This is a genomic window from Bacteroides sp. 519, assembly GCF_010500955.1.
Classification (GTDB): Bacteria; Bacteroidota; Bacteroidia; order Bacteroidales; family Bacteroidaceae; genus Bacteroides.
Genome location: NZ_QVMJ01000004.1, coordinates 311,308 through 326,316 on the forward strand (window position 1 = coordinate 311,308; position 15,009 = coordinate 326,316).

At 36.8% G+C, this 15,009-nt stretch carries 13 protein-coding genes; 8 read left to right on the top strand and 5 right to left on the bottom strand.

Translation table 11 applies throughout. From position 1 onward, the window contains the following. The 6 genes from D0T85_RS06115 to D0T85_RS06140 all read left to right on the top strand — a co-directional run bounded on the left by D0T85_RS06115 (position 1) and on the right by D0T85_RS06140 (position 5,943). The gene (locus tag D0T85_RS06115) at positions 1 to 1,626 is read left to right on the top strand and encodes a SusD/RagB family nutrient-binding outer membrane lipoprotein (RefSeq protein ID WP_163211271.1); all 1,626 of its coding nucleotides are present in this window, start codon (positions 1 to 3) and stop codon (positions 1,624 to 1,626) included. A gap of 480 nt (positions 1,627 to 2,106) precedes the next feature. Beyond that, on the top strand, positions 2,107 to 2,601 hold the full coding sequence (locus D0T85_RS06120) for a DUF3836 domain-containing protein (RefSeq protein WP_163211273.1): 495 nt from the start codon (positions 2,107 to 2,109) through the stop codon (positions 2,599 to 2,601). Positions 2,602 to 2,655: 54 nt separating this feature from the next. Next, positions 2,656 to 3,450: a CPBP family intramembrane glutamic endopeptidase gene (locus tag D0T85_RS06125; RefSeq protein WP_163211275.1), complete on the top strand. Its 795-nt coding sequence runs from the start codon at positions 2,656 to 2,658 to the stop codon at positions 3,448 to 3,450. Between the two features lie 101 nt (positions 3,451 to 3,551). Continuing rightward, positions 3,552 to 4,505: an IS110 family transposase gene (locus tag D0T85_RS06130; RefSeq protein ID WP_163211277.1), complete on the top strand. Its 954-nt coding sequence runs from the start codon at positions 3,552 to 3,554 to the stop codon at positions 4,503 to 4,505. A 640-nt stretch (positions 4,506 to 5,145) separates the two neighbouring features. Then, on the top strand, positions 5,146 to 5,721 hold the full coding sequence (locus tag D0T85_RS06135; protein WP_163211279.1) for a DUF2975 domain-containing protein: 576 nt from the start codon (positions 5,146 to 5,148) through the stop codon (positions 5,719 to 5,721). An 18-nt stretch (positions 5,722 to 5,739) separates the two neighbouring features. Then, entirely contained in the window at positions 5,740 to 5,943 is a 204-nt protein-coding gene (locus D0T85_RS06140) for a helix-turn-helix transcriptional regulator (protein WP_163211281.1), read from the top strand. A gap of 125 nt (positions 5,944 to 6,068) precedes the next feature. Here D0T85_RS06140 and D0T85_RS06145 read toward each other — a convergent pair whose 3' ends face one another. Together D0T85_RS06145 and D0T85_RS06150 are read right to left on the bottom strand one after the other, a co-directional pair. Further along, positions 6,069 to 7,265 carry a DUF418 domain-containing protein gene (locus D0T85_RS06145; RefSeq protein ID WP_163211283.1) on the bottom strand — a complete coding sequence of 399 codons (1,197 nt, stop codon included), beginning with the start codon at positions 7,263 to 7,265 and terminating at the stop codon, positions 6,069 to 6,071. Between the two features lie 99 nt (positions 7,266 to 7,364). After that, positions 7,365 to 7,901 (bottom strand): RNA methyltransferase, encoded by a 537-nt coding sequence (locus tag D0T85_RS06150; protein WP_163211285.1) that lies wholly within the window; start codon positions 7,899 to 7,901, stop codon positions 7,365 to 7,367. Positions 7,902 to 8,362: 461 nt separating this feature from the next. On the opposite strand from D0T85_RS06150, the gene nadA reads away from it, so the two are divergent. After that, entirely contained in the window at positions 8,363 to 9,355 is a 993-nt protein-coding gene (gene nadA / locus D0T85_RS06155; protein WP_163211287.1) for a quinolinate synthase NadA, read from the top strand. Positions 9,356 to 9,380: 25 nt separating this feature from the next. Here the strand turns inward: nadA and D0T85_RS06160 are convergent, their stop codons facing one another. The 3 genes from D0T85_RS06160 to leuS all read right to left on the bottom strand — a co-directional run bounded on the left by D0T85_RS06160 (position 9,381) and on the right by leuS (position 13,834). Beyond that, positions 9,381 to 9,956 carry a non-canonical purine NTP diphosphatase gene (locus D0T85_RS06160; RefSeq protein ID WP_163211289.1) on the bottom strand — a complete coding sequence of 192 codons (576 nt, stop codon included), beginning with the start codon at positions 9,954 to 9,956 and terminating at the stop codon, positions 9,381 to 9,383. Between the two features lie 66 nt (positions 9,957 to 10,022). Beyond that, positions 10,023 to 10,904: a YitT family protein gene (locus D0T85_RS06165; RefSeq protein WP_163211291.1), complete on the bottom strand. Its 882-nt coding sequence runs from the start codon at positions 10,902 to 10,904 to the stop codon at positions 10,023 to 10,025. A 95-nt stretch (positions 10,905 to 10,999) separates the two neighbouring features. Beyond that, entirely contained in the window at positions 11,000 to 13,834 is a 2,835-nt protein-coding gene (gene leuS / locus D0T85_RS06170; RefSeq protein ID WP_163211293.1) for a leucine--tRNA ligase, read from the bottom strand. Positions 13,835 to 14,097: 263 nt separating this feature from the next. Between leuS and D0T85_RS06175 the strand changes: the two genes are divergently transcribed. Continuing rightward, positions 14,098 to 14,619: a porin family protein gene (locus tag D0T85_RS06175; protein ID WP_163211295.1), complete on the top strand. Its 522-nt coding sequence runs from the start codon at positions 14,098 to 14,100 to the stop codon at positions 14,617 to 14,619. The last annotated feature ends 390 nt before the right edge of the window (positions 14,620 to 15,009 follow it).

Consider the following 15,009-nt stretch of genomic DNA (forward strand, 5'->3'; position numbering starts at 1 on the left):
ATGAAGAGCGATAAAACCAATATAATTTTTCTGTGGGTATGCATGCTGTTTGGCAATACAGCGTGTACCGGAATGTTTGAGTCGTTAAACACAAACAATAGTGGATTCGACGACGAGAAGAAAAAAGAAGATTATAACTACTATGGAATTCCTTTAGGTATCGTTCAGCAGGGAATATACTATAATTACGATTGGGGTGGTGGCAAGAACTGGCCCTTCCAGATTATGCAAAACTTAAGCGCCGATATGTTTTGCGGTTATATGCACGACCATAAAAACTTTAATAGTGGCCGAAGCAATACAACCTATAATATGATGGATGGATGGAATGGAACAGTTTGGGATAACGTGTACGGTTATATATTTCCGGAAGTTCGAAAGGCCGAACTCATCAATAAAGATATAAATAAAGGTTTTTATGGCATAACCCTTATTCTTAAGGTTGAATTAATGCACAGGGTAAGCGATATATACGGCCCCATTATATATACCAAATTCGGTAACGAACTAGGCTCTATGCCCGACACTCAGGAAGAAGCCTATAATGCCTTTTTCAAAGATCTGGATCAAGGCATTAAAGAGATTGAAGAACACATTGCTCAAAACAATAATTTGGAGAACTTTGCCAAATTCGACATTCTGATGAGCAAATACAAAAGAAATTATGTACAATGGATTAAATTTGCAAACTCGTTAAGATTACGATTAGCAGTGCGTATAGCAATGGCCGACCCTTCTTTAGCAGCTACCGAAGCTAAAAAGGCTTTAAACCACACACGCGGATTATTAGAAAGTTCGGACGACCTGGTAGCTGTATCTACGAGTATAAACTATGCCAATCCGCTGGGCGAAATAAATAAAGCATGGAACGAGGCCTATATGAATGCAAACATGGAATCTATTATGGGAGGATACGAAGATCCTCGCTTAGAAAAATATTTTATGCCTGCTACAGCCCGGAGCAAAAATGGTGATATTCCCGGAATTATACCTTATGAGGGAACATATAAAGGTATTCGCCAAGGAACAGGATTTAATCATCTTAATTATATTGGATGTTCGCGCATTACCATTGAACAAGATACCGATGCAATTCTTATGACTGCAGCCGAAGTATGGTTTTTACGTGCCGAAGCAGCTCTACGAGGATGGTCGGCCGAATCTGTAAAAGAATGCTATGAAAGAGGTATCCGTACTTCGTTTTTTCAGTGGAATGTAGAAGAAATAGACGAATACCTTAAAAATGAAAAGCGCCCTAAAGATTTTATCGATGCACTTGATCCGGCTTATAACATAAAGGCAGTAAACACAGTTACGCCAAAATGGAACGAAACAGCAAGCAATGAAGAAAAACTGGAAAAAATAATTGTGCAAAAATGGATTGCCTGCTATCCGGAAGGATGCGAAGCTTGGGCAGAATATCGCCGAACAGGGTATCCAAAACTGTTTCCGGTACTTATAAACGATAGTCCGGTAATAGACTCGAATAAAGGCCCCAGAAGATTAAATTTCTATGTGGCCATTCGCACAGCAAACCCCACACAGTACGAAGCACTGCTCACTGCACTGGGAGGAGCCGATAATTGTGCAACAAACTTATGGTGGGATAAAGGAAGAAATTTCTAACCTACATTATTCATACTATAGAATGGAAGGAGTTATCGCTTCGCTAGGAGTTAAAGGAGTTAAAGCTTTAGATGCCCTGAAGTATCTTAGAGCAGGCTAAAAAAATATTCTTGATTAGTGGTGTTTTCTCCGTATTAGTACTAGGAGAAAAGGTGAAGGAGTGAAGTCGTGAGACTTTGCTCCTTTTCGGTTTTTAACTGTTCAACTATTGATTGTAAATAAGTGCTATATAGTATTCGGGTTTGGTGCTATATAGCTCGGAGGATGCGTGCTATATAGACCGAGGGGTGCGTACTATATAGCTCAAGGTTGCTCTTCTATATAGCTCTGTTTATTGATAAAAGCATATTAAATATTGAAAAACATACTTTTTTTATTGTTTTTCGATAAAAACATTTGGTAGATTCAAAAATAATATATTTCTTTGCATATCGAAAAACGATAAATTATTATTGAATAACAAATTAAAACCATACCATTATGAATCTTTTTACAGCAACAATCGTAGCAGCAACAATTTTGTCGGCAACAACTAGTGTAAGTAACAACTATGTGTACAATGTAAAAAACACCAACGAAGCAGTAACCGAACAAACCGTTTACAAAGTAGACGAAAGCGGAAAGTATCTAACCAATCATATTAAATATGATTATAGCTACGATAACGAAAACCGCTTGAATACAAAAACAACCCTCCGTTGGAACGATGTAAACCAAAAATGGGAAAACAGCAGTCAGCTTATCTATACCTATAACGAAAGCAATTGCATTGTTGAATATGCCCGTTGGAATAAGAACACAAATAGTTTCTCGGAAGTAACAGAAAAAGTAGTATATGCTTGCAATAAACTTCAGGAAGTAACCGGTTATCAATCATTTAAAATAAACGAAAAAACCAATGAATGGCATTTGGTTATGAACCACGAAATTAATATTCCACAAACAGACTTCTATTGGTTTGCACAAAATAAATAAAAAACGTAATATTGTGAGGGTATCACTTTTTACCCTCACAATCATAATATAATAATGAAAACAGCAATAAAACTGGCTCTTATTTACTACGCCTTTCAATTAGCAGGAACGTTTTTAGGAAGTTTTATAGGTACAACCTACTCGCTTCTTTTAAAGGGTTCGCCCGAGGATATAAAAAGTACTACATTATCACTTAGTTTACTGCTTGGCATACTATTCACTACCTTTTACCTCTTTAAATGTAGATACATCAGTAAAGAGAAAGTAACATGGTCGCCCATTTCTGTAATCTATTTAATACTAACTGCGGTTATCTGTTTAGCCAGCATCACATTGCTTGATTTCGTACTGTCGTACATGCAATGGCTTCCTAATATTTTGGAAGAGACTTTTTCAACGCTTCAAGCCGGATGGTTGGGTATATTATGTATTGCCATACTGGGGCCAATACTCGAAGAACTATTGTTTCGCGGAGCCATAACTAAAGTTTTATTGCAAAAATACAATCCAACAAAAGCAATTATTCTGTCGGCACTTATATTTGGTATTATTCATATAAACCCCATACAAGTAGTATCTGCTTTTCTTATGGGTTTACTTCTGGGCTGGATTTATTACAAAACAGCTAGCCTTATACCTTGTATATTAATACATATAATAAATAATAGCCTTTCTGTTTATCTATCACTTAAATATCCGGATGTTGAAACAACAAAAGAATTATTTGCAGGTTCCGAATATTATTTCATTGTAGCTGGAGCTTTGATTATCTTTGCAGTTGCTTTTTTGATAATGAATAAAACAACCATAAAGTATCCCTGGAAAGAAAACAATCAAACTATAAATTAATATATTATGAAATCCCCATGATCTAAAAAAACTCGCCAAAGAGAATGAAAATGTTAATCTGAAGTTACCTTTGTGTGTGATAACCTTTACAAACGAAGAGTATGGCAGAAGTTACATTCCCTCAGTTGATACAGCGTGCTTGTGGTATCGACGTCCACTTGAAGGTGGTGGTGGCAACAATCGATGGTGTGGGTCTCGACCGTGAAACCCGCTCTTTCGCAACCTTCACTAGTTCTTTGACAGAATTGAAAGAATGGCTATTGTCCAATGGCATTACTCATGTTGCTATGGAGAGTACCGGTGTTTATTGGAAGCCTGTCCACAAAGTGCTTGAAGGTTTCATTCCCAATGTTTGGATTGTCAATGCCCGTCATATAAAAAATGTACCTGGACACAAAACCGACAAAAAGGATAGCGAATGGATTTGCAAATTGCTTTTGGCCGGTTTATTGAAGGCTAGTTATATTCCCCCCAAGGAACAGCGTCAACTTCGTGATCTGACCCGTTACCGCAACAAGCTGATCCAGCAGATGGCATCGGAGAAGAACCGGATGATGCGTATCCTGGAAGACTGTAACATCAAACTCTCCAGTGTGGTAAGCAGTACATCCGGTTCAACGGCTACTGCTCTTATTGATATGCTTTGCCAAGGTAAAAAGTTGACATTGGAAGATATAGAGTGTGTTTATCATAGGAAGCTAGCAGCTACTCCGGAAGAATTGCTGGAAGCATGTACCGGTTTTGTTGAGGAACACCACATTTATCTGCTCCAGATGATACGCAAGGACATTTCGCAGACACAGAAACTGGTAGATGAGCTTTCGGAACGTATAAAGAAACTTCTTTCTAAGTATGAGAATGTGCTGGAGTTGCTGAAAGAAATCCCCGGTTTCAACACGAAAGTAGTAGAAGACCTTGTGGCGGAAATCGGATTAGATATGTCCCACTTTCCTTCGGAAAAGCATCTTTCTTCTTGGGCGGGTGTTTCTCCGGGCAACAATGAGAGTGCTGGCAAAAAAAAAGCGCAAGAATCACTCACGGAAACAAACAAGTAAAGGCGGTTATAACAGAAGCCGCATGGGCAGCGACCCGCACAAAGAATACTTTTTTCAGTGAGAGATACCATCGCATTGCCGCACGCAGAGGCAAGAAACGTGCATTGATAGCAGTCGGACATTCACAAATAGTAGCTTTGTATTTGATATTAAGCACTGGTGCCCCTTATCATGAGCTTGGAGCGCAGTATGTACAGGAAAAGATCGAAAAGAAACGGAAAGCTTATTTATCCGCAGAGTTGAAAAAACTAGGGTATACGGTTTCTTTAACCAAAATACCCATAGAGAACACCTGCATTTAAATACTACTAGTCTAACAAAAGGCCGATTGTTACTGGAACAACCCCAGTCCGATTATGAAATTGGTCTATGTCAGCTAAGCACCAAAGATTGTGACTTATGTACACGTGTATGAAACTTTATTATTCTTAGCTGATGATTTTTGTCGTAAACAATAGTCGCATTTGTCATTACACGAGTGCTATTCTTTCTTTTGTCTTAAAACTTAGATATTATTGAATTAAAGTATAAATAATGTCCTACAGCTATGCAGGACGCTTAATATTTACGTATGAAACAACGTTTAAACATACTGTGTGTTCTTGTTATATGTATATTGTGTATCTCAATTTTTCAAAGTATGTATTATTTTGGTGCTGGGGCTTCTTCTGGCATTAAAGCAGGTACAGATCTCGATAAAACGAAGATAGAAAAAATATCCAATCTGCAAGTAATATCATTACTTCCGGATAACTTTATCGATTTTAACGATTCTATTTTCAACAAAAAAACAAATACGTATGTTCCAGCGTTTTATGCACAATTGGGTGTAAGTGTTCCTACAGAAAAGAATATATCATTGGAAATAACAAGTATGCTGTCTTATTTCATCTGTATGCTAACTGTATTAGCAGCAATTATAGTATTCATTTTGATAATTATATCCATAAACAACTCGAATATATTTAGTTGGAAAAATGTATCAAGACTACGGTGGTTAGGTGGATTACTTGTTGTAAGTTTTATAACTTCTGTTATTCCGGCTTTTATTTCATTCCATATACTAACCAAAAGTTTTGCTGTAGAAGGTTATAGTATGCACATTCATGATTTTATATCTATAATAACTCTTGTGTTAGGTGTTTTATCGTATATAGTAGCCGAAATATTTGCCATAGGCCTCAGATTAAAAGAGGAACAAGACCTTACTATTTAAATTTTTAAGAAAAAACTTATGCCTATAATTGTGAATTTAGATATAATGATGGCCCGAAGAAAGATTTCTTTGAGCGACCTAGCGGAGAAAGTTGATATTACTCCGGCTAACCTATCCATATTAAAAACCGGAAAAGCTAAAGCTATCCGGTTTTCAACACTCGAAGCTATTTGTAAAGAATTAGATTGTCAACCAGGGGATATATTGGAATATAAGGAATAGAATTAAATAAGAATTAAAGTCAAATAGTTCTTTGAATTACCAATTACCCTGGGTGAGCAAAGCGTAACGCGGGGTAGATAAATTCTTGATTTTCTGAGCTCCGAAGGAGTTCAACCTTTTTAAGGCTATCTCTTCAAAGGAACCCTCTTAAACCAGGTAGCCGTTCGCCATAACCATTCAACAGGACCATAGTAATATCTCTTCATCCACCAATTACTAAATATTATTTGTATGCCATAAATTACCAGTCCAGCTAAAAAGCATTGTAGCAAACTAAATTCAACTGCCAGATTTAAACCAAATCCATAAAATAAAGGTACACCTATAAATCCTTGAGTCATATAAGTTGTTACACTCATTCTGCCAACAGGAGCTATTTTATCTAATATTCTACGTGTGTTTGTTCTATAATATAAAATCATAAAACCACTAATATACATAAGCATCATTGCTAAATTAATATAGGTTTTAAATAAAACATTTCCTACCCGCAGTGCATATCCTTCAACACCCATACATGGAAGTAACAGATAAATGCTATAGAATACAACAAAAACAGCTATACTATAAGGTAGTACTTTATAGCTGAATTTCAGCATTTTATCTTCACTTTTATGTATACCATAACGACCTATTAACATTCCGGTTATAAACAACCCGATTAGTTGTGGATAACGTAAACTATTCCATACCCATAATAATTTGGCAAATTGCCCTTTCCACAAGTTGAAATTAAGAACATCGGTAAACGAACCATTAATAAAAGTCTCAGCACTCTCTACATACAGTTTATCCATATATACCACAGTGGCAGAAGGTTCGTTTAGAGAATTTCCACTTAACAATGAAACAAAACTGATAATTTCCGGAATCTGTAAAAACAGTATTCCTGCAATTATGGCCAGCCATTTGGTTTTAACTTTAAAGAGCGGAACCAATACAACACCAAGAATAGCATAAACTACAAAAAATTCGCCCATGTATATTAAACCATTAATATAACCAAGCACCAATAATAAAGCCAAACGCCATAAAAAACGGAAACGGAAATCCACATCTTTGTCGGCCTGCGAATCCATCTGCATAAAGAAACTTAAACCGAAGAGTAATGAAAAGATAGCATAAGATTTACCTGCAAACAGAAAAGTAATAGTATCTAAAACAATAGTATCCACTTCCTGCCAGAATGGAGAATCTAAGACAGGTGTGTACATCAAATCAAAATGTTCCATACAATGAAACATCAAAATGCCGAAAAGGGCAAAACCACGAAGCGCATCAATTGAATTAATACGCTTGCCGGGAACAATAACTTTTTTCATAAGTTGTATTTATATTGCGTTTTAAATTTGCAATAGTACAACTCCTCATATAAGTAAAATGATAATTATCGACCAATAAAGAAGACTTATTAACCAAAGTCAGATAACCGTACTTAATTTGCCAAAAAAGTCCCAAATAACAATACCTGCTGTTACCGATACATTCAGTGAATGTTTGGTTCCATATTGTGGTATTTCAACACATCCGTCAGAATTGTTAATAACTTCCTGTTTAACACCTTTTACCTCATTTCCAAACACCACAGCATACTTTTGTTGCTTATCTAGCTGCAAATCATTAAGCATAATACTGCCTTCGGCTTGCTCAACAGCGTACACAATATATCCATTATTCTTAAGGTTATTAACAGCTTCAACAGTATCTTTATAATATTTCCAATCAACAGTGAATTCGGCTCCTAATGCAGTTTTATGCATTTCCGGCTGTGGGGGAGTTGCTGTTATTCCACACAGATAAATACACTCTATACGAAAAGCATCCGAAGTACGGAATACAGAACCTATATTATGAAGGCTACGTATATCGTCTAAAACAATGATTAAGGGCAATTTCGATGAAGTTTTAAACTCATCAGGAGTTATTCTGTTTAACTCGGTTATCTTAAGTTTTCTCATACACAATTTTTGTTCATACAAAAATACACCTTTTAAATATATTGTGAAAGTTCTGTTGAAAAGCTGTTAAATAGACCTGAAATCTTTTTCAAAAGTTCTAAGCTAAAAATAACGCAATACTAATAATTAATTATATAACACCTCCATATTAACATTCAAAATAAGTTAGCATATTTTTTTAAGGTGAGTTCCAACACAATTTTCATCTATTGACTTCCGGTTAATAACTGTAAAGTTCTTAACTTTGCACTTTATTAACTACCTGTTAAAAGGGTTTAATATATGGCTTATTATCAGGGAATAACACTATTTATAACTGTTAGTATTAAACTAACAACCTATTCTTTTAGACTAATAACTAATTGAGCAAGAAAAAACAGATTAAAGTTCTAACACTATTAACAGGATAGTATAATCATCATAGATTTTTTTCAGATTAAAAACTAAAAAATAATATAATAATGAAAAAGCAAGAATGGTTGATAAATGGTTTTGTAGGTGAGCAGATTGATCCGGATTTGGATATAAAGGCAGCAATCAAACAATTGAAGAAAGAAAAGAATGCTGTGATAATGGCACACTACTACCAAACAGGCGATATTCAGGATATAGCAGATTATGTAGGTGATAGTCTTGCTTTGGCACAGTGGGCTGCTAAAACAGAGGCCGACATTATAGTATTGTGTGGAGTACATTTTATGGGCGAAACTGCTAAGATACTTTCGCCAAACAAAAAGGTATTGGTTCCCGACCTGAATGCTGGATGTTCGCTGGCCGACAGTTGTCCGGCGGATAAGTTTGCCGAGTTTGTAAATGCTCACCCGGATTACACTGTTGTTTCGTATGTAAATACCACTGCTGCAGTGAAAGCTTTAACTGATGTGGTGGTAACTTCGACCAATGCCAAGCAAATAGTGGATAGTTTTGCCGCTGACGAGAAAATAATCTTTGGTCCCGATAGGAACCTCGGAAATTATATAAACTCCATAACAAGGCGGAAAATGCTATTGTGGGATGGCGCCTGTCATGTACACGAACAGTTCTCGGTTGAGAAGATTGCCGAGTTAAAGAAACAATATCCGGATGCTTTGATTCTTGCCCATCCTGAGTGTAAAAGTACCATTCTGGCTATGGCCGATTTTGTAGGCTCTACAGCTGCTTTACTTAAGTTTTCAACTCAGAGTAACAGTAAGCGGTTTATTGTTGCTACAGAGTCGGGCATATTGCACGAAATGCAAAAGCAATCGCCAGATAAAGAATTTATTCCTGCTCCTCCTAATGATAGCACATGTGCATGTAATGAGTGTAACTTTATGCGGTTAAATACAATGGAGAAATTATATAATTGTTTGAAATATGAATTCCCTGAAATAACTGTTGATCCTGAAGTAGCAAAGGAAGCTGTAAAGCCAATAAAGAGAATGTTGGAGATATCGGAGAGGTTAGGATTGTAGAATGAATGCCCTTTGGGCATTCATATCAATAGAAAAACTCACAAAGCTTTTTAATAGCCAGCGCCCTATGACTAATTGTATTTTTGATATCATTTCCTAATTCAGCAAATGTTTTATCATATCCATCGGGCATAAAGATGGGGTCGTAACCAAAGCCGGCCCCTCCCCTCTCCTCTTCAATGATTTGTCCTTTAACAATGCCTTCGAACAGATATTCTTCACCATTCAGAATTAATGAAATGGCTGTGCGGAATTGTGCTTTCCGATTGGTTTTACCTTTCAGGTTTTGCAAAACCTTCAGCATATTGGCCTTAGAGTTTTTGTCTTCTCCGGCATACCGGGCCGAATAGATTCCTGGTTCGTTGTTCAGGGCTTCTATTTCAAGACCTGTATCATCGGCAAAAGCATTTAAACCGTAGTTATTATAGATATATTGTGCTTTAAGTAATGCATTTCCTTCTAATGTATCTGCTGTTTCGGGGATATCTACATCACAATTTATATCTTTTAAACTGAGTAACTCTATTTTGTTACCCAGTATTTGAGATACTTCTTCTAATTTATGTTGGTTATTAGTTGCGAAAACAAGTTTTCTTTTCATTGGTTTTAATTATAGTTCTTGGGTTTTATAGTGCCGCATGGAAACCTCGCAGCGGCACGTTGCCGCCTATTTTACTTTTATTCTGTCGAAACCTTCGCCATATACTCCAATTACAGAACTTTGGGATATAAAGGCATTTGGATCTATATCTTTTACCAAACGGAATATACTAACCGACTGACTTTTTTTAGCCAATACAACCAATACTTTCACATCATTTTTGCTGTACCATCCAGTACCATTGAGTACGGTTACTCCCCGGTGCGTATCCGAGATTATCTTATCCGCAATTTTTTGATATTCCTTAGAGAATATAAAGAACTGAACCGACTGGCGTGCACTGTTAATTATCAGATCGAGCACATAACTGATTACAACCAATGTTACAAAGCCAAAAACCACCCGTTGCCAATCGTGGAAGATAAAGTAACAAGAAGAAATTATAACGATATCGCAATACAATATCATTCTTCCAAAAGTTACATCTCTGTATTTATTAACAACAGCAGCAATAATATCTGTACCACCGGTGCTTCCGTTATTAACGAATACAATACCTAAACCAAGTCCGCAAAGAACAGCTCCTACAATACATGCCATAAATTCTTGTCCCGGACCAATTATTTGCTGTGTACCTATTAGCTTTTGAAACAATTCTAATAAGAAAGTAAGCATGAAAATAGCAAATAATGTTTTCAGTGTGAATTTAGAACCTAAAATTCTAAATGCACCCAGTAATAATGCTGCATTAATAGCAAAGTAACTGTATTGTATAGGTATATTGGTAGCATAGTAAATAATAGCTGCAATACCCGTTACACCACCCGTTGTTATTTTGTAGGGTAGGAAAAACGCCGACCATCCCAACGCATAACAAGCTAAACCAAATGTAATAAATATTAGATCCCTGCCATCTCTAAGCAGTTCGGATTTAGAAGGTTTTTTCATAAAATTTAGTAGTTAGTAGCTAGTAGTTAGTAGCTAGTAGTAGTTAAAATCAGTAACTAGTAGCTACTAACTACTGACTACTAGCTACTAACTACTTAAATTACAATATTAACAATCTTCTTTGGAACAATGATGATCTTCTTAGGTTCTTTACCTTCCATCCATTTTTGTGATCTTTCATCGTCCAATACTTCGGTCTGAATAGCATCATTCGATGCATCGGCAGCAAATTCCATATTGAAGCGTGCTTTACCATTGAAAGAAATGGTGTAATTTATAACATCTTCTTTCAGGTATTCTTCGTTGAATTTTGGCCAGGCAGCATCGCATATAGAACCTTGGTTTCCTAATGCTTCCCACAATTCTTCGGTAAGGTGAGGGGCAAAAGGCGACAGTACAATGAGCAGTTCATTGAGAATTTCTTTCTTGTACGATTTCAGACTGTATAATTCGTTCACACAAATCATAAAGGCACTAACTGATGTGTTGAAAGAGAATTGCTCAATATCTCCAGTTACTTTCTTTATCAGTTTATGCAGGGCTTTTAATTCGTTTTTATTTGCTGGCTCATCTTTAACTAGGTACTCTCCTGCTCTATCATAGAACAATGACCAGAATTTACGAATGAAACGATAAACCCCATCAATACCATTTGTATCCCAAGGTTTTGATTGTTCTAACGGTCCAAGGAACATTTCGTACATACGCAATGTATCGGCACCATATTTTTCGACAATCATATCCGGGTTTACTACATTAAACATGGATTTACTCATCTTTTCTACAGCCCATCCACAAATGTATTTACCATCATCTTCCAGAATAAATTCGGCATTATTAAATTCTGGTCGCCAGGCTTTGAATGCTTCTACATCCAGTATATCGTTCGATACAATATTTACATCTACATGGATAGGTGTGGTATCGTATTCATCTTTTTTATGTAGCGATACAAACGTATTTGTATTCTTTATTCTGTACACAAAGTTGCTACGTCCCTGAATCATTCCCTGATTAATAAGTTTCTGGAATGGTTCTTCGGTTACAGTAACACCTATGTCGTAAAGGAATTTATTCCAGTAACGAGCATAAATAAGGTGGCCGGTAGCATGTTCGGTACCACCCACATAGAGGTCTACTGTTTTCCAGTAATTAATAATTTGCGGTGCAATCAGGTAATCATTATCGTGCGGATCCATATAACGCAGATAGTAAGCTGATGAACCAGCAAATCCCGGCATGGTATTTAACTCTAATGGGAAGATGGTTTTATGATCAATCAATGAGTTATCTACTACTTTTTTATTTACAGTATCCCATGCCCAAACCGTAGCATTACCCAATGGAGGCTCGCCGGTTTCGGTAGGCAAATATTTGTCTACTTCGGGGAGTTTCAAAGGCAAACAGTCTTCGTCTAATACCTGTGGCATTCCATTTACGTAATATACAGGGAATGGTTCGCCCCAGTAACGCTGACGCGAGAAGATAGCATCGCGCAAACGGAAGTTTACTTTAACTTTACCAAGTCCGGTTTCCTGTATATAATTTTTTGTTTTCTCGATGGCATCTTTTACTGTTAGTCCGTTTAGCACCAACCCACCTTCGGCAGTTCCGGGCCGTGGAGAGTTCATCATGATACCTTCTTTAGCATCGAAACTTTCTTCCGAAACATCGCAACCTTCAATAAGCGGACGAATTTCCAAACCAAAATGTTTGGCAAAAGCATAGTCACGGCTATCGTGTGCAGGTACAGCCATTATGGCTCCTGTACCATATCCAGCTAATACATAATCGCTTATCCATACCGGAATAGCCTCGTTGGTTAATGGGTTAATGGCATAGCTGCCAGAAAATACCCCACTAACACTGCGGTCGGCAATACGATCGCGCTCGGTACGTTTTTTGGTACGTTCCAGATAAGCATCTACTTCGGCTTTTTGTTCGGGAGTAGTTAACTGAGCCACCAATTCGCTCTCGGGAGCCAGTACCATGAAGGTTACACCAAACACCGTATCGGCACGGGTAGTAAAGATGGTAAATTCAATATCCGAATCTTTTACTGTGAACTTCATTTCGGCACCCTCGCTCCTACCAATCCAGTTGCGTTGAGATTCTTTCAATGAATCTGTCCAATCTATAGTATCCAATCCATCTAATAATCTTTGCGAATAGGCTGATACACGTAAACACCATTGGCGCATTACTTTTTGGGTAACAGGAAAACCACCACGTTCCGACAGTCCGTCTATTACTTCATCGTTAGCCAAAACGGTTCCCAAACCTTCGCACCAGTTTACCATGGTTTCGCCCAGGTAAGCAATACGGTAGTTCATCAAAACTTCCTGTTTCTTCTTGTCATCGTATGCTTTCCACTCGTCGGCAGTAAATTCCAACTCTTCGCTGCAAGCAACATTCATGGGTTTAGAACCTACCTGATTAAAAGCTTCGATTAGTTCGGCAATAGGTCGGGCTTGCTTTTCGTCGTTACAATAATAGCTATTGAACATTTTTACAAATGCCCACTGTGTCCATTTGTAATATTCCGGATCGCAGGTTTGTACTTCGCGACTCCAGTCGAACGAAAATCCCAGTTTATCTAATTGCTGGCGATAACGTTTTACGTTTTCTTCGGTAGTTATTGCAGGATGTTGGCCGGTTTGAATGGCGTATTGTTCGGCAGGTAACCCGTATGCATCGTATCCCATAGGATTTAATACATTGAATCCTTGCAAACGTTTATAACGTGCATAAATATCAGAACCAATGTATCCTAATGGATGGCCTACATGTAAACCGGCTCCCGATGGGTAAGGAAACATATTTAGTACATAAAATTTTTCCTTTGAATTATCTTCTTTTACCTGATAGGTTTTTTGTTCTTCCCATCGTTTCTGCCACTTCTTTTCGATTTCCCTGAAATTATACTCCATAGCGGTAATCCTTTAATAATGATACTATTAATGCTCTTTTCGAGCTGTGTTTATTTTAGTGTACAAACTTAGATAAAAATCTTCGATTTATATACCAATTATATAAAAAGATTCACCACAGAGTACGCAGAGGACACAGAGTTCATTTTTTCCTCTGCATCCTCTGTAGTGAATTTATTTATAGTAGAAAAGTACCATAGCCAGTTTTTTTAATTGAACAATATTACTACTTTTGTTACCTTAACCATAAACCATTAATAAATATGAAAAAGGTATTGATACTGTTTATAATTATTTCCGGATGTTTTTTATCTGCCTCTGCACAATTCGATCCACGTAAAGTAACAATAGGAGGGGGGCTTGGTTTGCAATTTGGCGATTATACATTAATTAATGTTGCTCCTCAAATTGGATACGATTTAAGCAATAAGTTTAATGTAGGAGCTGGTTTTTCTTACACTTATTACAATGAGAAACACGATTATAACCGTTTAAAACAAACCAACAGTTATTTGGGATTTAATGTATATGCCAAATTTTATCCTATACCCTATATTGTTTTAATGGTTCAGCCCGAAGCCAACCGAATGTGGCGCACTGTTGAACATAGAGATACGGGCGATAAATATTCAACAAATAAGTTTATATCTTCGTGCATTGTGGGTGGCGGTATCAGACTAGGTGCTATGACTGCAATGTTAAAATACGACCTTGGTCGCAATTCGGATTCACCTTACGGTACCCGCATATTCTATAGTATTGGCTATACTTTTGGTTTCTGGTGATTTTTGAAACACTGAGTTACGCTAAGTTACGCTAAGTTTTGAACCCAATTTATGAAATATGAATAGTCCATACAGGAAGTTTACGGCGAAAAAAGTGCCATAAGTATCATAAGTGCAATAACGCGCTAATAATCAGTTAATTAATTTATGGCACTTCGTTAAAAAGTAAAACATAAGTACCATTCGAAGTATCATAACTCTTTCATCCTATAGGGAGAAAAGTATGGTTCAATAACAAGTAAAACATCTTTCTATATAGACGAAGAGTTCGATGCTATATAGATCGAGTAGGCTGTACTATATAGCTTTGAGGGTCAATACTATATAGCATCGACCCTCAAAGCTATATAGAAAAATATTTTACTTATAATAGCATTTTTTTCTTAATCC

Excerpts from the sequence above, each read along its gene's own strand:
- D0T85_RS06160 (WP_163211289.1), bottom strand. The coding sequence starts at position 9,956 with ATGAAAAGAAAACTTGTTTTCGCAACTAATAACCAACATAAATTAGAA.
- D0T85_RS06145 (WP_163211283.1), bottom strand. The coding sequence starts at position 7,265 with ATGAAAAAAGTTATTGTTCCCGGCAAGCGTATTAATTCAATTGATGCG.
- D0T85_RS06150 (WP_163211285.1), bottom strand. The coding sequence starts at position 7,901 with ATGAGAAAACTTAAGATAACCGAGTTAAACAGAATAACTCCTGATGAG.
- D0T85_RS06175 (WP_163211295.1), top strand. The coding sequence starts at position 14,098 with ATGAAAAAGGTATTGATACTGTTTATAATTATTTCCGGATGTTTTTTA.
- D0T85_RS06115 (WP_163211271.1), top strand. The coding sequence starts at position 1 with ATGAAGAGCGATAAAACCAATATAATTTTTCTGTGGGTATGCATGCTG.
- D0T85_RS06120 (WP_163211273.1), top strand. The coding sequence starts at position 2,107 with ATGAATCTTTTTACAGCAACAATCGTAGCAGCAACAATTTTGTCGGCA.
- D0T85_RS06135 (WP_163211279.1), top strand. The coding sequence starts at position 5,146 with ATGTATTATTTTGGTGCTGGGGCTTCTTCTGGCATTAAAGCAGGTACA.
- D0T85_RS06165 (WP_163211291.1), bottom strand. The coding sequence starts at position 10,904 with ATGAAAAAACCTTCTAAATCCGAACTGCTTAGAGATGGCAGGGATCTA.
- leuS (WP_163211293.1), bottom strand. The coding sequence starts at position 13,834 with ATGGAGTATAATTTCAGGGAAATCGAAAAGAAGTGGCAGAAACGATGG.
- nadA (WP_163211287.1), top strand. The coding sequence starts at position 8,363 with ATGAAAAAGCAAGAATGGTTGATAAATGGTTTTGTAGGTGAGCAGATT.
- D0T85_RS06140 (WP_163211281.1), top strand. The coding sequence starts at position 5,740 with ATGCCTATAATTGTGAATTTAGATATAATGATGGCCCGAAGAAAGATT.
- D0T85_RS06130 (WP_163211277.1), top strand. The coding sequence starts at position 3,552 with ATGGCAGAAGTTACATTCCCTCAGTTGATACAGCGTGCTTGTGGTATC.
- D0T85_RS06125 (WP_163211275.1), top strand. The coding sequence starts at position 2,656 with ATGAAAACAGCAATAAAACTGGCTCTTATTTACTACGCCTTTCAATTA.